Source organism: Bradyrhizobium sp. LB13.1, assembly GCF_054056815.1.
In genome coordinates, this window is record NZ_JBSRYQ010000001.1 from 1,858,795 (window position 1) to 1,875,371 (window position 16,577).

General features: G+C 63.9%; 16 protein-coding genes and 1 pseudogene. 10 read left to right on the forward strand and 7 right to left on the reverse strand.

Going from position 1 to position 16,577, the window contains the following annotated elements; translation table 11 throughout:
- Window positions 1–97 precede the first annotated feature (97 nt).
- From ACVWYI_RS08755 to ACVWYI_RS08770, 4 genes are read left to right on the forward strand one after another with little or no spacing between them, the layout of a single operon-like run.
- Entirely contained in the window at window positions 98–856 is a 759-nt protein-coding gene (locus ACVWYI_RS08755; RefSeq protein WP_456661697.1) for an ABC transporter substrate-binding protein, read from the forward strand.
- Between the two features lie 30 nt (window positions 857–886).
- Window positions 887–1,540: an amino acid ABC transporter permease gene (locus tag ACVWYI_RS08760; RefSeq protein WP_247348947.1), complete on the forward strand. Its 654-nt coding sequence runs from the start codon at window positions 887–889 to the stop codon at window positions 1,538–1,540.
- Entirely contained in the window at window positions 1,537–2,268 is a 732-nt protein-coding gene (locus ACVWYI_RS08765; protein ID WP_247441149.1) for an amino acid ABC transporter ATP-binding protein, read from the forward strand. The genes ACVWYI_RS08760 and ACVWYI_RS08765 overlap by 4 nt, the downstream gene beginning before the upstream one ends.
- A gap of 12 nt (window positions 2,269–2,280) precedes the next feature.
- Window positions 2,281–3,567, forward strand: coding sequence for an NAD(P)/FAD-dependent oxidoreductase (locus ACVWYI_RS08770; RefSeq protein WP_456661698.1), 1,287 nt, complete (start codon window positions 2,281–2,283; stop codon window positions 3,565–3,567).
- Between the two features lie 2 nt (window positions 3,568–3,569).
- On the opposite strand, the gene ACVWYI_RS08775 is transcribed toward ACVWYI_RS08770, so the two are convergent.
- From ACVWYI_RS08775 to ACVWYI_RS08785, 3 genes are all read right to left on the reverse strand, one after another.
- A complete protein-coding gene (locus tag ACVWYI_RS08775) occupies window positions 3,570–5,159 on the reverse strand; it encodes a gamma-glutamyltransferase (protein WP_456661699.1) in 1,590 nt (529 codons plus the stop codon).
- A gap of 268 nt (window positions 5,160–5,427) precedes the next feature.
- Window positions 5,428–5,604: a hypothetical protein gene (locus ACVWYI_RS08780; RefSeq protein ID WP_354047521.1), complete on the reverse strand. Its 177-nt coding sequence runs from the start codon at window positions 5,602–5,604 to the stop codon at window positions 5,428–5,430.
- A 9-nt stretch (window positions 5,605–5,613) separates the two neighbouring features.
- The gene (locus ACVWYI_RS08785) at window positions 5,614–5,847 is read right to left on the reverse strand and encodes a DUF6894 family protein (protein WP_354106946.1); all 234 of its coding nucleotides are present in this window, start codon (window positions 5,845–5,847) and stop codon (window positions 5,614–5,616) included.
- A 205-nt stretch (window positions 5,848–6,052) separates the two neighbouring features.
- On the opposite strand from ACVWYI_RS08785, the pseudogene ACVWYI_RS08790 reads away from it, so the two are divergent.
- The 3 genes and pseudogenes from ACVWYI_RS08790 to ACVWYI_RS08800 all read left to right on the forward strand — a co-directional run bounded on the left by ACVWYI_RS08790 (window position 6,053) and on the right by ACVWYI_RS08800 (window position 10,174).
- Window positions 6,053–8,126: pseudogene (locus ACVWYI_RS08790) on the forward strand (PQQ-dependent sugar dehydrogenase).
- A complete protein-coding gene (locus ACVWYI_RS08795) occupies window positions 8,083–9,024 on the forward strand; it encodes an SMP-30/gluconolactonase/LRE family protein (RefSeq protein ID WP_456661700.1) in 942 nt (313 codons plus the stop codon). Before ACVWYI_RS08790 ends, ACVWYI_RS08795 begins: the two are co-directional and overlap by 44 nt.
- Before the next feature lie 124 nt (window positions 9,025–9,148).
- A complete protein-coding gene (locus ACVWYI_RS08800; RefSeq protein ID WP_456661701.1) occupies window positions 9,149–10,174 on the forward strand; it encodes a histone deacetylase family protein in 1,026 nt (341 codons plus the stop codon).
- Between the two features lie 12 nt (window positions 10,175–10,186).
- Here ACVWYI_RS08800 and ACVWYI_RS08805 read toward each other — a convergent pair whose 3' ends face one another.
- Window positions 10,187–11,026: a Crp/Fnr family transcriptional regulator gene (locus ACVWYI_RS08805; RefSeq protein WP_456661702.1), complete on the reverse strand. Its 840-nt coding sequence runs from the start codon at window positions 11,024–11,026 to the stop codon at window positions 10,187–10,189.
- A 327-nt stretch (window positions 11,027–11,353) separates the two neighbouring features.
- Between ACVWYI_RS08805 and ACVWYI_RS08810 the strand changes: the two genes are divergently transcribed.
- The 3 genes from ACVWYI_RS08810 to ACVWYI_RS08820 are packed head-to-tail and all read left to right on the forward strand — an operon-like array spanning window position 11,354 to window position 14,403.
- Window positions 11,354–12,751: an ABC transporter substrate-binding protein gene (locus tag ACVWYI_RS08810; RefSeq protein WP_456661703.1), complete on the forward strand. Its 1,398-nt coding sequence runs from the start codon at window positions 11,354–11,356 to the stop codon at window positions 12,749–12,751.
- A gap of 4 nt (window positions 12,752–12,755) precedes the next feature.
- Window positions 12,756–13,556 carry an ABC transporter permease gene (locus tag ACVWYI_RS08815; RefSeq protein WP_247441134.1) on the forward strand — a complete coding sequence of 267 codons (801 nt, stop codon included), beginning with the start codon at window positions 12,756–12,758 and terminating at the stop codon, window positions 13,554–13,556.
- Window positions 13,557–13,569: 13 nt separating this feature from the next.
- The gene (locus ACVWYI_RS08820) at window positions 13,570–14,403 is read left to right on the forward strand and encodes an ABC transporter ATP-binding protein (protein WP_456661704.1); all 834 of its coding nucleotides are present in this window, start codon (window positions 13,570–13,572) and stop codon (window positions 14,401–14,403) included.
- 2 nt (window positions 14,404–14,405) lie between these two features.
- Here the strand turns inward: ACVWYI_RS08820 and ACVWYI_RS08825 are convergent, their stop codons facing one another.
- The 3 genes from ACVWYI_RS08825 to ACVWYI_RS08835 form a co-directional block, all read right to left on the reverse strand.
- On the reverse strand, window positions 14,406–15,386 hold the full coding sequence (locus tag ACVWYI_RS08825) for an LLM class flavin-dependent oxidoreductase (protein WP_247441132.1): 981 nt from the start codon (window positions 15,384–15,386) through the stop codon (window positions 14,406–14,408).
- Entirely contained in the window at window positions 15,383–16,117 is a 735-nt protein-coding gene (locus ACVWYI_RS08830) for a 4'-phosphopantetheinyl transferase family protein (protein ID WP_456661705.1), read from the reverse strand. The genes ACVWYI_RS08825 and ACVWYI_RS08830 overlap by 4 nt, the downstream gene beginning before the upstream one ends.
- A 232-nt stretch (window positions 16,118–16,349) precedes the next feature.
- Entirely contained in the window at window positions 16,350–16,520 is a 171-nt protein-coding gene (locus ACVWYI_RS08835; protein WP_247348931.1) for a hypothetical protein, read from the reverse strand.
- Window positions 16,521–16,577 lie beyond the last annotated feature (57 nt).

A 16,577-nucleotide genomic window follows, 5' to 3' on the forward strand; every position in this document is an offset into this window, starting at 1 on the left:
CATATTGGTGAAAATAGGCCGAAACGGCTTGGCCCGCAACGTCTGAGATTATGACACGCGCGAGCGCCGCCATCGGCCGGACCCAAAGGGGAATGCGATGAAGCGTTTTGGTCTGGCCGCGGTCGCGGCACTCGCGATTGCAGCAATGTTGCCGGCTTCGGCGCAGCAAGTGCTGAAGGTCGGCTCGACGCCGACAGGAATTCCTTTCACCTTCCTCGACACCAAGACCAATACCATCCAGGGCATCATGGTCGATCTAGTCACTGAAGTGGGCAAGGATGCCGGCTTCAACGTGCAGATCGAGCCGATGCAATTCTCGACGCTGATCCCGTCGCTGACTTCGAGCAAGATCGACATCATTGCTGCCGCGATGTTCATCACGGCGCCGCGCAAGGAAGTCGTGGACTTCTCCGACCCGATCTACACTTATGGCGAAGGCCTCGTGGTGCCGAAGAGCGACACCAAGGCCTACGCCACGCAGGATGATCTGAAGGGCGAGACGGTCGGCGCCCAGGTCGGCACCGCCTTCGTCGACGCGCTGAAGAAGTCCGGCCTGTTCGCCGACGTCAAGGCCTACGACACCATCCCCGACATCCTGCGCGACGTGAACACCGGCCGCCTCAAGGCCGGCTACGCCGACTATCCGATCCTCGCCTATAATCTCAAGCAGGGCGGTTTCCCCGAGGTGCGTCTCGTCGACGGCTACAAGCCCGTCACTGTCGGTTCGGTCGGCATCGGCGTGCGCAAGGGCGAGACAGCATTGCTCGGCAAGATCAACGCCTCGCTCGCGAAGCTGAAGGCCAACGGCACCATCGACAAGATCCTCGATAAATGGGGCCTGAAGGCACAGGGCTGATCGACAGAGCCAATCGATGAAAGCTGATCGATGAAAGGCTTCTGGCACGACGCGGCTGAATTCTTCCCGATTCTGATGAGCGGCGTCGTGCTGACGATCGTCGTCACCATCGGCTCGCTCCTGCTCTCGACAGTGCTTGGCCTCGTCTGGGCGATGATGCGGGTCTCCGGCATCCGCGTCCTGTCGATGCTCAGCGCCAGCCTGATCAATGTGATCCGCGGCATTCCGATCATCGTGCTCTTGTTCTATCTTTACTTCGTGATGCCCGATCTCGGGGTCACGCTATCCGCATTGCAGGCCGCGATTCTCGGGCTCGGCATCGCATACTCGGCCTACCAGGCCGAGAATTTCCGCGCCGGCATCGAGGCCATCGACAAAGGGCAGATCGAGGCGGCGCAGTCGATCGGCATGGGCTGGTGGCTCACCATGCGCCGCGTGGTGCTGCCGCAGGCGGTGCGCATCGTGCTGCCGCCTTACGGCAACGTCATGATCATGATGCTGAAGGATTCGTCGCAGGCCTCGACCATCACGGTCGCCGAGCTCGCGCTGCAAGGCAAGCTGATCGCGTCCTCGACCTTCAAGAACACCAACGTGTTCACCCTTGTTGCGTTGATGTATCTCACCATGAGTATTCCGCTGATCCTGCTGGTCCGTCACTTCGAGAAACGGGCCGGCAAGAAATGATCGAGCTTACCGACGTCCACAAGAGTTTTGGCGAGAACGAGGTGCTCAAGGGCATCACGGCGTCGGTGCAGAAGGGCGAGGTGGTCTGCATCGTCGGTCCGTCCGGCTCCGGCAAGTCCACCATCTTGCGCTGTATCAACGGGCTCGAAAGCTACGACCGCGGCGAGATCAGCGTCGAGGGATTGAAGGTCGACCGCGACGCGCCGTCGATCGTGAAAATCCGCACCCAGGTCTCGATGGTGTTCCAGCGCTTCAATTTGTTCCCGCACCGGACGGTGCTGGAGAACGTCATCGAAGGTCCGCTCTATGTGAAGAAGGAGCCGCGTGCGCAGGCACTCGAGCGCGGCCGTGCCCTGCTGGTGCAAGTGGGGCTCGCCGAGAAGGCCGACGCACATCCGCCGCAACTCTCCGGCGGCCAGCAGCAGCGCGTCGCGATTGCGCGCGCGCTGGCGATGCAGCCCAAGGCCATCCTGTTCGACGAGCCCACCTCGGCGCTCGATCCTGAATTGGTCGGCGACGTTCTCGGCGTGATGCGCAAGCTCGCCGACGACGGCATGACCATGGTCGTCGTCACCCACGAGATGGGCTTTGCCCGCGACGTCGCCGACCGCGTGCTGTTCATCGACGGCGGCGTCATCGTCGAGCAGGGTCCGGCCAAGGCGCTGCTCAATCAACCCCAGCATCCGCGCACGCAGGACTTTTTGCGCCGCGTGCTGCATCCGCTCTGACCGGTCTTCGCCATGAACGCGCGCCTGCCTCTGCCGCCCTCGCTCTATGCCGATACTGCCGTCGCGCCGGTTGCCACGCCGCCGCTCGACGTCGACAAGACGGTCTCGGTCGCCATCATTGGCGGTGGCTACACCGGTCTGTCCACGGCGTTGCATCTGGCGGAGCAGGGTGTCGAGGCACTGGTGCTGGAGGCGCAGGAGCCGGGCTGGGGCGCCTCCGGCAATAACGGTGGCCACACCAATCCCGGTCTGAAGCACGACCCCGATCAGATCGAGGCCGATTTCGGCGTTGAGCTTGGCCGCCGCATGATCGATTTCTCCTACGGCGCGACGAATTTCACCCACGATTTGATCCGCCGTTACCAGATCCCGTGCGAGGCGCGGCAGAACGGCACGCTGCGCGCGGCCTATAACGAGGCCAGCGCCGCTGCGATCGAGACAACCGCGCAGCAGTGCATCAGCCGGGGCATGCCGGTGTCGTACCTGAATCGCGAGCAGTTGCGCGAGATGACCGGTACCGATCGCTACATTGGCGCCATGCTGGACACCCGCGGCGGCGATCTGCATCCGCTCAGCTATGCCCGCGGGCTTGCGCGCGCCGCGATCTCGGCTGGCGCGAAGGTCCATGGTGAGACACCGGCGCTGTCGCTGCGCCGTGAGGGCAGCCGCTGGCGTATCGAAACGCCGCGTGCGGTGGTGCATGCCGACAAGGTGCTGCTCGCGACCAACGGTTTCACCGACGATCTCTGGCCGGCGCTCCGCCGCACCATCGTGCCGGTGTTTTCCTCGATCGCCGCCACCGCTCCGCTTTCGGATGAGGTCGCGCGTTCGATCATGCCGACGCGTCCCGTCCTCTACGAGAGCGGCCACATCACCGTCTATTACCGCATCGATCAGCAGAATCGGCTGTTGATGGGCGGCCGTGGCCCGATGCGCTGGATCAACTCGCCCTCAGACGTCGCCTATCTCATGCGATATGCCGAGCGGCTATGGCCGCAGCTCAAGGGCGTGGCCTGGACCCACGGCTGGAACAGCCGGCTCGCCATCACCGGGGATCATTACCCGCATGTGCACGAGCCGGCGGACAACGTCCTGATCTCGCTCGGCTGCAATGGTCGCGGCGTCGCGCTCTCGACCGCGATGGGCGCGCAGCTCGCGCGCCGCCTGATCGGCGGCGCCAAGGCCGAGATCGACATGCCCGTCACCGGCATCAAGCCGATCCCGATGCACGCGTTCTGGCCTGTGGGCGTGACGACCGCGGTAATCGCGGGCCGGGTGCGCGACCGGCTGGGGATCTAAGCTCAGCCCTCCGCCACTGCATCGGCCCAGGGCTGGAAAATCTCGACCGCGCCAAAATTCGTGTCGCCGTCGCGCATCACCACGCTCGGGCAGGCGAATTTTTGCGGCAAGGACTGCACCCGCGCTTCTTCATAGTCGAAGCGCGCCGCGAGCGTCTCGCGTATGTCCGCCGACAGTCTGATATCGCCGATCACGATCGCGCCTTCGCTGGCGTCGATGCGCGGCTGATGGATGGCGGTATCGAGGTCCATGCCAAAATCCATCGCAAAGGACACGAGCTGCATCACCGAGGGCAGAATGCGGCGACCGCCGGAAGCGCCGACCGCGAGCCGCGTGCCGTCTTTGGTCTCGGCGATGACGGGCGTGTAGTTGGTGAGGCAGCGCTTGCCTGATGCGAGCGAGTTGGTGGTGCCCGGCGTCGGGTCGAACCACATGATGCCGTTGTTCATGGCGATGCCACTGTGCGGCGTCACGTATTTCGAGCCGAAGGATGACAGCAGCGTCTGCGTCACCGCCGCCATGTTGCCGTGGCGGTCGACCACGGAGAAATGGGTGGTGCAGGCGGGTGCCAGATATTCCGCGCCGAGCGAGCGCTTGCCGTCGGCATCCCCCATGTCCTTGAGCCGCTCGCGATAGGCCGATTGCAGGGCCACGGCATATTCGGCATAGGCGGCCGCATCCGGCGCGCTCGCCGGCTCCAAATTCTGTTGCAACAGGCGCAGCGCATGAGCCATCGTCGGTCCGGCCGTGAGCTCGGGCGTCGCAAAGACCTTGCCGCCGCGATAAGGAACCGCCAGCGGCTCGCGCAGATGGGCCCGGAACGCGGCGAGGTCCTCTACCGACAGCGAGCCACCGTCGGTATTGATGTCGGAAGCGATGCTTTTGGCGAGGTCGCCCTGGTAGAAGTCGCGCGGACCGGCGGCTGCGAGATGCGATAACGTCGCCTTCAGCGTGTCCAGCGGCAGTCGCGTCTCGGACTTGATGCCCCACGGCGCGCTCGGTGGCAGGCCGTCCTTCAGAAATGTTGCTGCGCTCGCGGGATAGCGTCGAAGGTCCGCCGCCGATGCCGTGATCATCAGCGTGGTCCACCAATCGACCAGTAGGCCTTCGCCGGCGAGGGCCGCTGCCGGCGCGACCAGATCTTTCCACGGCAGCGTGGCGTGGCGGCGATGCGCCTCCTCCATGCCGGCGACGACGCCGGGCACGGCAATCGCGCCGGGACCATGGATGTTGCGGTCGTCCTTCACCCGCTGCCAAGGGAACAGATCGGAGGCCGCGCCTTCGCCGCTGAGCGAATAGTCGGCGGCGCGCAGGCTTTGCGGCGCGCACATGCCGTAGTCGATCACCTCATAGCGATTTTCCGCGGCGCGGTAGAGCACCATCGCGCCGCCGCCGCCCATGCCGCTGTTCCAGGGCTCCAGCACGTTGAGCGCGAAGGTGGTCGCGACGATCGCGTCCACGCAATCTCCGCCCGCGGCCAGCACTTGTGCCCCCACTTCGGCCGCCCGCCGGGATTGCGAGGCGACGATGCCGCCTTTGGATGTGACGGCGGGCTTGCGGACGGTTTGGGCGCGGCTGAACTGGTGGGGCATGATGATGTCTGTGTGTCTTGGCTTGAATTGTCTGGGCTTCGTTGCGCTGAGCTCCGCAACTTGGCGGAGTGCGTGGACAATGACACATCACCCCCAACGAGAACATCGAAAGGGAGGCGCGACATGGCTGGTGTGAAGCAGGCGGGGGAGACGCCAAGACGCGAATGGCCGGGGCATAGGCGAGCGGAAGCGACGCCGTCCTTCGGACGGCTATGCCCGGGCATGACCAATTGAGAGACCGGTCAGTGGGGAGCAGAAGCCGCAGCGCTCAGCGGGCGCGATCCAGCCGGCTGGCCTGATACTTGGCGTGCCATTTCGGGCCGGGCCCGCGCATGTAGTGAAGCTCGGGGCGGTAGGGATTGCCCGCGACCCGGATCAACGTCTGCCATTTGGCGGCGACGAAGTTCAGGGGCTGGCGGAGCAGGCTCAATGACGGGAGCAACATGGCATCACCTCAGTGCGGCTTGCCGAGCATGGCAGCGAAGGGGAGGTCGAAGATCTCCTCGCCGTCGTCGCCGCTGATATGGATCACCCAGTCACGCCAATCCTCAGTGCCGGGCGTCAGGATCATCGAGCGCATGATCTGAGCGGCACGGTCGCGGGCCTCGTTCAGATTGGCGACGGGGGTGCCGTACCGATCGACCAGCGTGCCTTCGGCATTGGAACAATGGAAATACATCTGAACCATACACGCCTCCTCGGAAAGCGATTGGGACGGCAAAGCAATACCACCCGAAGCATTCGCGAAACATTCGGGCCGAGCCCGGTAAGGGAAACTACGGAGATTGGTCGGGACGAAGACCCCTGCGGGTTTGATCACAAGGGGGTGTTGATCAACTGGACGGCGTTGCCGCGGCATGGAACAACTTTGGACGGAAAGTCCGGGAGGCGCCGTGAACTACCTCACATTCTGGCGTCAACGCCGAAGCCTGCGCGCATGCGCGGCCGCCTTGGTGGTCCTCCTGACCCTCGCCTCGGTAGGCTCATCAGAACCGGTCCGCATGAGCGGCTATGCGATCGGTCCGGAGACCTGCGGCAGCGCCGATCTCGCTTTTCCAAAAATCCAGATCGACATGAAGGCGGGATTTTGCGCCGGTCTCGTCGCCAGCGAGGAGGATCGGCTGAAATTCCCGCGCTCGATTATCCAGGTACCGGGCCGTGACCTGTTCGTGGTCGCCGACATGGCCGGCTGGGGCCACACCGATGGCCGGCTGCTGCTGCTCGATCCGCATGCACCCCAAGGCCAGCGGTTCAGGGAATTGCTGACCGGTGTTGAGTATCCGTTCGGCCTCGTGATCGGCCCGGACAAGAAGCTCTATGCCTCGACCGCCGAGACGATCTTCCGGTTCGATCCGCTCGCCGACAATCCGCGCGACACGGTCGAGACCGTCATCCGTCACATGCCGGGCCGCCGGATCACGTTGCCCGACGGCACCAGGCTCGACGAGAGCGCGCATCCGTTCAAGCAGTTTGTGTTCGACAGGAACGGCCCGGTTGTTCGTCAATGTCGGCTCGCACAGCGACGACTGCATCACGCCGGCACCGATCACAAAGCCTTGCGCAGCGGCCGAGGGTGCTTCCGCGATGGCATCGATCTGGCTGTTCACGCCGCCCCCGGGCGGCGTCTTCCCGGCGTTGAAGCCTGGCGATACCGACCCGCCGCACAGCGTCTATGCGCGTGGCCTGCGCAATTCGATGGCGCTGGCGCTGCACCCGAACTTTCCCGATGCCGGCTATGCCTTCCTGCAAGCCGAGAACGGCCGCGACCTGCCTGACATCTTCAAGCCGAACGAGGAGATCAACGCGATCGAGCAGGGCCGGCACTATGGCTGGCCCTATTGCTACGATTTGTCGACGCCGAGCCCCGAGTTCAGGATCGTATTGCAGTCGGGGGTCTACAGATCGCTGTGCACCGCCAACGCTCTCTACAAGGCGCCGTTCTCGCTGCTGCCGCCGCATGGCGCGCCGCTCGCGATGCTCTATTATCACGGCGCGAAATTTCCGGAGCTCGAGGGCAAGCTGCTGGTCGGCCTGCATGGCTATCGTCCGACCGGCAGCCGTGTCCTCGTCTACGACGTTGACGACCACGGCTTCCCGAAGTACGCCCCGGCCCCGGTGCGTTACCACGTCAGCTGCGCGGCCGATCCGACCCACAGCTTTCAGACCGACGCCGGCGACGTCGCCGCCGCGCCGTTCGAGGAACTGATCGCCGGCTGGCACCGCGTCAATGGCGCGCGGCCGCAGGGCGCTCCGGTCGGCATGACGGTCGCGGAAGACGGCGCAATCTGGCTGGTCGAGGACAAGAACCAGACCGTGATCCGGATCGACCGTGCCGCGGGTGATGCGACGCCGCCGCTGCCCTGCGACATGCGCAGCCAGGCGCTGATTGATCAACTTGCGAACTTCGTTGCCGGGGACGCGCAGAACGGTGTCCGCCTCACGATGTTGCGCAAGGGCCTCGTCGAGAAGCACTGCGTTGGCTGTCACTCGGATTTCGGGCTGAAGCCCGGCCAATCGGACGCACAGAAGGACGCGACGGTGCTTCGCTTCATGCTGTCGCAGGACGGCTGGATCTATCCGGGTGATCCCGATTCCGGCAAGCTGCGCACGCGGCTTCGTGGGTTAGGCGCGGAGAAGCTGATGCCCCCGGGCGGGGAAAAATTGCCGAAGACCGAGCCCGGCTATGCGGGCCTGCGCGACACGGCGGATCTGCTGGTGGCGAAAATGGTTCCGGGCACCCGGATGCGGATCAAGTCCGGCCCGCCGCAGCGCAAGTTCTTTGGGAAAACGAACAAGGAATGCGGCGAAATACCGGCCGCCAAGGTCGTCGTCGTGACACAAAGGAACGTTGTAGACAAACCCGGCTTCAGCCGCTTCTTTCGGCCGGCCGATCCCTATCTGAATGGCGAGTGCAGCGACGACGATGGCTATTACATCCGGCAGGAATTTCTGGTGCCTGTGCAGTAGCGTTCTTCTCGTCCTTGCGACGGCACCGGCCCGGGCGGAAACAAAGCTGTTCGAAAGCGTGCAAGTGACGCCACCGGGCGAATACACCTTCGGCATCGAAGGGCCGGCCGCCGACCTCGACGGCAATCTCTTTGTCGTCAATTTTGGCAAGCCCGGCACCATCGGCAAGCTGCCCGCGGGCAGGGCGACGTCGGAGCCGTTCACGGTGCTGCCCGAGGGCAGTGTCGGCAACGCCATCCGCTTCGCGCGCGACGGCACCATGTTCATCGCCGACTACAAGAAGCACAACATCTTCGCGATCCCGAAGGGATCAACCGACCCCGCGATCTGGTTTCATTCCGACGAGATGAACCAGCCCAACGACATCACGATCGCCCGCGACGGCACGATCTATGCGAGCGATCCGAACTGGAAGGGCAGGGAAGGTCACATCTGGCGTATTGCGAAAGCTGCCGACGGAACGGTGCAGGGACAGGTCATGTCGGCGCCGCGCGCGATGGGCACCACCAACGGCATCGATCTCAGCCCTGATGGCAAGACGCTCTATGTCGGCGAATCCAGCAACGGCCAAATCTGGTCCTACACCATCAGCGGCAACGAGCTGACAGGCGCAAAACTCGTCAAGGCGTTTCAGCCCGACACCGTCGATGGTTTGCGCACCGACGTGGCCGGCCGCCTCTATGTCGCGCGCATTCTCAAGGGCACGATCACGTTGATGAAGGCCAACGGCGCGGTCGAGCGGGAGATCGCGTTGAGGGCCAAGGAGCCGACCAATCTTGCCTTCGGCGGCAGCGACGGCAAGACCGTCTTCGTCGCCCAGCGTCAGGGCGGCTTCGTCGAGTCCTTCCGCACCGACCAGCAGGGCCGCGAGCACTGTCTTCAGCGCGGGCGCTGCTGAGCATCAGAGGCGATCTGCTTCCGGCGCAGGGCGGTGCGACGGGGGGCATTCTTCTTGCTTGCGTCTGGCCGCCGCAGGGATTTAGACCACTGTGGCACCATCAAAGCGACCACGGAGTGTCTGAGTGAAAGCTGTCCATACCGAACTGCATCGCAGCCACGATCCGCAATTCTTCCTGGTCCGCGGTGTCGTCAAGCGCACCACCGAGCAGCCTGAACGTGCCGACCGCCTGCTCAAGGGGCTGAAGGACGGCAAGCACCAGCTGGTCGAACCGACCACATTCGGGCAGGGGCCCCGCGCGCGCATTCACAGCCCGGAATATCTGTCGTTCCTGAGCGAAGCTTGGGAGGCCTGGACCGCGCTCGGCGATTCCGGTCCGGAGATGATCGGCAACATCCATCCGGTGCGCCATGCCGCGACTTATCCCACTCACATCATAGGCCGGCTCGGCTGGCACACCGCCGACACCGCGGCGCCAATCGGGGCGGGCACATGGGCTGCGGCCTGCGCAGCCGCCGACGTCGCGGTCACCGCGGCACAGATGGTGCTGGACGGCGAGGATGCGACCTATGCTCTCTGCCGTCCGCCCGGCCATCACGCCTATCGCGACATGGCCGGCGGCTTCTGCTTCCTCAACAACAGCGCGATCGCGGCGGCGCATCTGCGGCAGAGGCACGAGCGTGTCGTGATCCTCGACATCGACGTCCATCACGGCAACGGCACGCAAGGCATCTTCTACGCGCGGCCCGATGTCTACACGGTCTCGATCCATGCCGATCCCGTCGCGTATTATCCTTACGTGTGGGGCTACGCCCATGAGCGCGGTGAAGGTCCCGGCCTCGGTACCAACCTCAATATCCCCCTGGCGATCGGCACCGGCGACGACGGTTACATCCAGGCCATGGACGTCGCGCGCAAGGCGATCGAATCCTTTGCGCCCGGCGCCCTCGTCATCGCGCTTGGCCTCGATGCCTCCGAGCACGATCCGCTGAAGGGATTGGCCGTCACCACGCCCGGCTTCCGCCGCATCGGCCAGGCCATCGCGAAGATGGGCCTGCCGACCGTGTTCGTGCAGGAGGGCGGCTATCTCTCGGATATTCTGGGCGCGAACCTGACCTCGGTGCTGGCGGGATTCGAAGAGGCGCGGTGAGGGGGCAGCCTCCTAATCTTTGAACAGGATCTGCTCCAGCAGGTCGACCCGCCTGATCCGGATGCTGTTGCCGTCGATGGCAATGATGCGGCGGTTCTGGAAGCGCTTCAGCATCATCGTGACCCATTGCCGGGTCGAGCCGACCATGGCCGCGATCTGGTCATGGGTGATCTTGCGGTTGATGACGATGCTGTCGCCATCGGCGACGCCATGAAGCTCCGACAAGGTGAGCAGGAACTGCGCCAGCCGTTCGATCACCGAGCGCGTGCCGAGGATCTGCGCCATCAAGGAGTAGCACTTGCCCTTGGCGATCAGGCCGTCGATCAGCGCCAGCGCGAAGCTCGGCATGGCGGTCAACAACTTCTCGAGCGCAGGGCCGGAGAGTGCCGTGATCTCACAGGCCTCGATCGCAATGCCGGACCACATGTGAATGCCGCCGCCAGAAATCTCCGGACCGCCGATGAAATGTCCAGGCGTCCAGTAGGCGAGTGTGATTTCGCGCCCCGAGGGCGCTGTATAATAGACCCGCACCTGACCGCCGCGGATGATGAAGATGCCGTCGTGGCCGTCGCCCTGGCTGAATACCATCCCGCCCTGGGGCACCGTGATCGCGCGGCCGGCCGCGTGAACGCGCGATTGCTCGAGCGGCGACAAACGGCCGAGGAAATGCGCACCGACATTCAATCCGTCGATTGTCTCGCTCATGAACAGCGCCGAGCTCGCCGTCTTCGCACGTGTACCGCGGACGGTATGCGTCTTCTCGCGGTCGGTCCAGTCGAACTGAACGCCTGGGTGAGGCCGGTCGGCGAAAACGGCAGGCTCGATCGCGGCAGCTTCCTTGAGTATGGTCATCGCAATCCGTTTAGGTCTCAGAGGTCTTGCGAACAGGTAAGAGCGGCGGTGGTGCGATGTCCATCTCTTTGCGATCGTTCCAAATCACTTAGCAAAGCTTGATACGCGCGACGATCGACCGCGAAACGTTTCCTCTGCCGATGGCTTTGTCTTGAGAAAATCCTTTGCGCCGCTGCATGACGAAATCACGACGTGAGCGGTCTGCGACAGCGATGCAAGTAATTGCTTCAACCCTGGCGCCACGCCTTCGATAGTCCCAGCTCGCGTCGCCGCCGGCATGGGCCGGCCTCCGAGGACAGTTTGATGATCGATTTGAGCTCTGTGAGAATGAGTGCAGCCGTCATGGCCATCACCGTCGCCATGTTGGGTCCGTCGCAGGCCGAGACGATCCGGGTGGCGGTCGGCACGCAGGATACGACCATCAACTGCGCGACCGGCGGGCTGCTCATTCGCGAGCTGAAGCTGCTGGAGAAATTCCTACCCCGTGACGGCAAGTACAAGGATGTGGCCTACGACATCCAGTGGAAGAACTTTACCAGCGGCGCGCCGCTCACCAACGAGATGGTCGCAGGCAAGCTTGATTTCGGCGCGATGGCGGATTTTCCAGGATCGCTGAACGGCGTTGCGTTCCAGAAGGCGGGGCGCCGCAGCCTCTTCATCAGCGTGCTGTCCGGCAGCACCAAGGGCAGCGGCAACGGAATCGTGGTGCCGTTAAATTCGCCGGTGCAGTCGCTCGACGAGCTCAAAGGCAAGACCATCTCCGTACCCTTTGCCTCGACCTCGCACGGCATGTTGCTCCGCGCCATCGAGGCCAAGGGCTGGAATCCCGAGACCGATGTCAAGATCATCACGCAGGCGCCCGAAGTTGCAGGGCCGGCCTTGCAGACCGGCAAGATCGAGGCGCATGCCGATTTCGTCCCGTTCGCCGAACTGTTTCCGTGGCGCGGCTTTGCGCGCAAGATTTTTGACGGCGCGCAGGCAAACGCGCCGACGTTCCACGGCGGACTGGTCGACGCCGACTATGCCGTAAAATACCCGGAGATCGTCGTCGCCTATTTACGCGCTGCGCTCGAGGCGGATCGCCTGATCGCGGAGGAGCCAGAAAAGTACAGTGAGCTGATCGCGAAGGTGACCGGCATTGACGCCGAGGTCGACTATCTCTTCCACGGCCCGCTCGGTCTTCAGACCCGTGACGTGACCTGGAAGCCGGAATACCGCCAGGCAGTCGCAACCTCGATCAAGACGCTGAAGCTGCTCAAGCGGGCGGATAGCGATCTCGATATCGACCAGTTCGTCACGGACAAGTTCATCCGCGTGGCGGCCGCTCAAGCGGGGCGGGATTACGACTCCGAGCTGACGAATTATGCGCAGCTTCCGCTTCGGGCCATGGACGCGGCGACGGGCGCCGAGATCGGCGACATCACCCGCGTTGCGCAGATCTGGGTCAGGGATGAGGCTCATGTGCGCCATTACGCGTCGCCCGAGAACGCGCTCAAGGCGCTCGCCGGCCTTGAGAAGGACGGCAGGATCATCCGCGTCGTCTACGCTCAGGATCGTGAGAGCGGCATCAAGCTGTTTGCAAACCAGGCCTGGTTCGTGCGATCGTCCAGCGGCGAGCTGAGCGCGTTCCTGCTCAAGGACGCGGCCGAACGCTGGTCGAAGCAGCATGGCGGCGCGGTGCTCGACTTCACGGCGGCGCGTGAGTCGCTCATTGCGAGCCGGTGAAGCGATGGCCATCGTAATCCAGGCGCGGCCCGCTGGCATCCGATGGGTGATCCGCGGCCTGTCGATCCTTGCCTGCATCGCCCTGTGGCAGGTCGCTTCGACGACCCACCTCAATCTGGGGATCGTCACCTTCCGCAACGTGCCGCCGCCGGTCGAGGTCGTTCAATCCGCCGTCGCCTTGTTTCGGTCGCCAAAACTGACAGCGCATATCTCCAATAGTCTCTGGCGCGTGTTCGCGGGCTACGGTGCGGCGGTGGTGATCGGCGTGATCCTGGGTTTTGCGATTGGCCGGTCGCGTGCCGCGAGCGACCTGTTGCTGCCGCCGCTCGAATTGCTGCGGCCGATACCGGCGGTGGCGTGGATACCGCTCTCGATCCTGATGTTCCCGTCGTCCGAGCTGTCGATGATTTACATCACCTTCATCGGCGCCTTGTTTCCGATCGTGCTGAACACGGTCCATGGTGTTGCGAATGTCGACCGCCGGCTGGTCGCCTCCGCCCGGAGCCTCGGTGCAGGCGGTTTTGCGATTCTCACGGAAGTGGTGTTGCCGGACGCCGCGCCGAGCATCGTCACCGGGCTTGCGATCGGTATGGGGACGTCGTGGTTCTGTCTCGTCACCGCGGAAATGATCTCCGGTCAATTCGGGATCGGCTATTATACCTGGGAGGCTTACACGCTGCAGAATTATGCCGACATCATCGTCGGCATGCTGATCATTGGCCTGCTCGGCATGGGCTCCAGCTGGCTGCTGACGACCGCCGGGCGGCTTCTGATGCCCTGGCGCAGCTCAAGAGTTAGACGATGAAAGGCGTGGCGCGATGAACATTCGGGTCGCGGATGTCGACGCGAAGAGCGTCGGTCGCATCGACATTGCTGATGTCTCGATCTCGCTCGGCGAAGGCAGCGATGCGTTCGAGGCGGTGAGTGGTCTCGACTTTGCCATCGCGCCGGGCGAGCTCGTCTGCATCCTCGGTCCCTCCGGCTGCGGCAAGTCCACGCTGCTCGGCGCACTGGCCGGACATCTGCCGATTACGGCCGGCCGACTCGCGATCGATGGGCAGAAGGTCCAGGGACCGAGTCCGGACCGTGGCATGGTGTTTCAACAGCACACGCTGTTTCCCTGGAAGCGGGTGCGCGACAATGTCGCCTTCGGCGCGAAGATGCGGGGCCTGGCGAGAAGAGAGCGCGACCGCGCCGCCGACACCATCCTGAAGCTGGTCGGCCTTTCCGGCTTCGAGGCGTTCTATCCGGCGCAACTGTCGGGCGGCATGCAGCAGCGCGTCGAAATCGCGCGGGTCCTGATCAACCAGCCGCGGGTGCTGCTGATGGACGAACCTTTCAGTGCGCTGGACGCGCAGACGCGCGCCATGATGCAGGAGGTCCTGCTCGACATCTGGGGCAAGATCCCGACCACCACGGTCTTCGTCACCCACGATATCGACGAGGCATTGTTCCTCGCCGATCGCATCGTTGTGATGAGTGCGAGGCCCGGCCGGGTGATTGAGGATGTCGTGCTGCCCTTCGCACGGCCACGCAGCCACGATCTCGTGACCGAGCCCGAGTTCGTGCGCCTGAAGCGGCATGTCATGCAGCTTCTACGGCGGCCGGAAGGCAGCGAGCCGTTGGCACGGCTCAGTCCGCTCGGCGTCTGACCTCAAAACATTCCGCTCGCCGCGAGCGCCTTGCAGACGTGCTGCATCTCGGTCTCGTCTGCGACCATGTCGAGCATGATCGTGGTGAGCCCCTTCGCCGCAAACTCCTTCAGCTTCGCGCCGATCTCGGCGTAGCTGCCGACGAGGTAGGGACAGTCGGCCTGGAAGGTCAGGAACGGCAGCAGCCAGTAGCCATTGTCCGCGAGCTCGCCGCTCTGGCCCTCGAACAGGCGCCGCTTCCACACGGAATCGCTGTTCTCCACGGTGAGCGCGAGCAGCTCACGATCGTCGGGGTTGTCGTGGAAACGCACCTTCGCCGCTTGCCGGGCTTCGTCGCGTCCCTCGCGCGCAAAAATTCCAAAATTCATGCCTGATACATCGAGGCCGCCTTCAAGATCGGGCGGCAGCATCTGCATCTTGATGCAGCCGGTCTCCTTCGCCACGCGCTGTGCCGGCTCGGACTGGCCGGCGACCAGAAATTCCGGCATCAGCTCCGGCGGCAGGCGCGGGCGCAGTTGCAGATTGCTTGCGCGGTAGAACCGGCCCGCGAAAGTCGCTGGCCGCGGGCTTGCCAGCAATTGGCGCATCAGCGCGACGAATTCGCCGAGCCGGACATAGCGGTCGGCATGCGACTGCTCGTCGCCCAGCCCCTGCAGATCGCTGACCGCGGTGCCCGTGATCATGTTGAGATAGACCTTGCGGCCATGGAGCTGCGCAAAGGACGAGACGAATTTCGCCGCCGTGAACGGGTGCATGTAGACCGGATTGACCGCGATCAGCGGCGAGGACCGCGTCGTTTCCGCCATGATGTGCTGGGCCATCGCCCAGGGCTCGACGAACACGTCGTTGCCTTCGAACAGAAGGATGCCTTCAAAGCCGTTGCGGTCGGCAAACTGGGCCACGCGCATCAGCTCGCCGACATATTTCTCGGGATCGCGGTTGCGCGAAATCGCGGGAAAGACGCGCAGCCGCGGCGGCGTCATTCAGCCGCTTCCTGGAGCGGCCAGGCATTGCGGGTGATGGGCAGGCCGCCGGTGGCGCGGGAGCCGTCGGCGATCGCGAGGCGATGCGAGGGCGACGGCGAGAATAGCTGGAATCGCCACCCTTGCGGATCGTCGGCGATATCGGGCTTGAAGCTGATCTCGATCGCCTCTCGCGACACCTGCATCGCGAAGGCGTCGAGCGGCAAATTGAGGCCGAAACCCCTGGCCTTCAAATAAGCCTCCTTGAGCGTCCAGTAGTCGAAGAAGAAGCGCTCGATCGCGGCGGGCTCCGGAAGTCCACGCAGGGTTTCGACTTCTTCCGGCGCGAAGAACCGAAGCGCGGTGGACAGCGGCGCGACGCGCCGTGACACGGTCTCGACGTCGACGCCGACGGTCTCATGCCCTGACACGACGCAGGCAACGCAGCCATCGGCATGGGACAGGCTGAAATGCAGCGCGCTCGAGATCTTGGGCGATGCGACAAACGGCCTCCCGTAACGCCCGTCCGCAAATGACCAGTCGGTGGGCGGGACATTCGGCGCGACGTGCGAGAGCGCAAGCCGCAACATCGCGTGCGCGAAGATATACTGCCGCCGGTGCCGTTCGAACTTGAAGCGGTCGGCTCGTACCCGTTCGTCGACCGAGAGCAAACGCCGGCACGTATCGACCGCACCCGGCGCGTCAAAAGTCTCGATCAGTCCGACAAACAGTTCAATCCTGTCGTCTGCCATCAATTGGGCCCATGGCGTCAGGCCGGGGCCAAATCCCCTGCCATGATGGAAGAATCAACTGAGCAAGAATCAACTGAGCGGACCGCTTCTAGCGGTCCACTCGGGCGAATCCTTGTCGATTGCTGGTCGGTTTACGGGCGCAAGCTTGTGCGAGACACCAACTCGGCAAGCGAGCGGCCCATTTCCGAAACTGAAGCCTGAAGATTTCGAGCGGCGTCCGGGCCGCCGAGCCTTACTTCTTCTTCTTCTTGGCCTTCTTGGAGCTGCCGAGCATCGAAATGCTGGCGTCGACGTCCTTCAGCGCGGACTGCAGCTTCTTCTTCTCGGCGCCGAGCAGCTTCTGCAGGGCCTTGCGGTCCTTGTCGCTCAACGAGGCGCCCTTGGTAAATTTGATGAAACCCATAACTAACGCTCCCGGTTGAAAATAATCGTCCAAATCAAAACGCGAGAATAATCTCGC

Bases quoted from the DNA above. Each gene is read 5' to 3' on its own strand.
- ACVWYI_RS08755 (WP_456661697.1), top strand. From the start codon at position 98: ATGAAGCGTTTTGGTCTGGCCGCGGTCGCGGCACTCGCGATTGCAGCA.
- ACVWYI_RS08760 (WP_247348947.1), top strand. From the start codon at position 887: ATGAAAGGCTTCTGGCACGACGCGGCTGAATTCTTCCCGATTCTGATG.
- ACVWYI_RS08765 (WP_247441149.1), top strand. From the start codon at position 1,537: ATGATCGAGCTTACCGACGTCCACAAGAGTTTTGGCGAGAACGAGGTG.
- ACVWYI_RS08770 (WP_456661698.1), top strand. From the start codon at position 2,281: ATGAACGCGCGCCTGCCTCTGCCGCCCTCGCTCTATGCCGATACTGCC.
- ACVWYI_RS08775 (WP_456661699.1), bottom strand. From the start codon at position 5,159: ATGCCCCACCAGTTCAGCCGCGCCCAAACCGTCCGCAAGCCCGCCGTC.
- ACVWYI_RS08780 (WP_354047521.1), bottom strand. From the start codon at position 5,604: ATGTTGCTCCCGTCATTGAGCCTGCTCCGCCAGCCCCTGAACTTCGTC.
- ACVWYI_RS08785 (WP_354106946.1), bottom strand. From the start codon at position 5,847: ATGGTTCAGATGTATTTCCATTGTTCCAATGCCGAAGGCACGCTGGTC.
- ACVWYI_RS08795 (WP_456661700.1), top strand. From the start codon at position 8,083: ATGGCTATTACATCCGGCAGGAATTTCTGGTGCCTGTGCAGTAGCGTT.
- ACVWYI_RS08805 (WP_456661702.1), bottom strand. From the start codon at position 11,026: ATGACCATACTCAAGGAAGCTGCCGCGATCGAGCCTGCCGTTTTCGCC.
- ACVWYI_RS08810 (WP_456661703.1), top strand. From the start codon at position 11,354: ATGAGTGCAGCCGTCATGGCCATCACCGTCGCCATGTTGGGTCCGTCG.
- ACVWYI_RS08815 (WP_247441134.1), top strand. From the start codon at position 12,756: ATGGCCATCGTAATCCAGGCGCGGCCCGCTGGCATCCGATGGGTGATC.
- ACVWYI_RS08820 (WP_456661704.1), top strand. From the start codon at position 13,570: ATGAACATTCGGGTCGCGGATGTCGACGCGAAGAGCGTCGGTCGCATC.
- ACVWYI_RS08825 (WP_247441132.1), bottom strand. From the start codon at position 15,386: ATGACGCCGCCGCGGCTGCGCGTCTTTCCCGCGATTTCGCGCAACCGC.
- ACVWYI_RS08830 (WP_456661705.1), bottom strand. From the start codon at position 16,117: ATGGCAGACGACAGGATTGAACTGTTTGTCGGACTGATCGAGACTTTT.
- ACVWYI_RS08835 (WP_247348931.1), bottom strand. From the start codon at position 16,520: ATGGGTTTCATCAAATTTACCAAGGGCGCCTCGTTGAGCGACAAGGAC.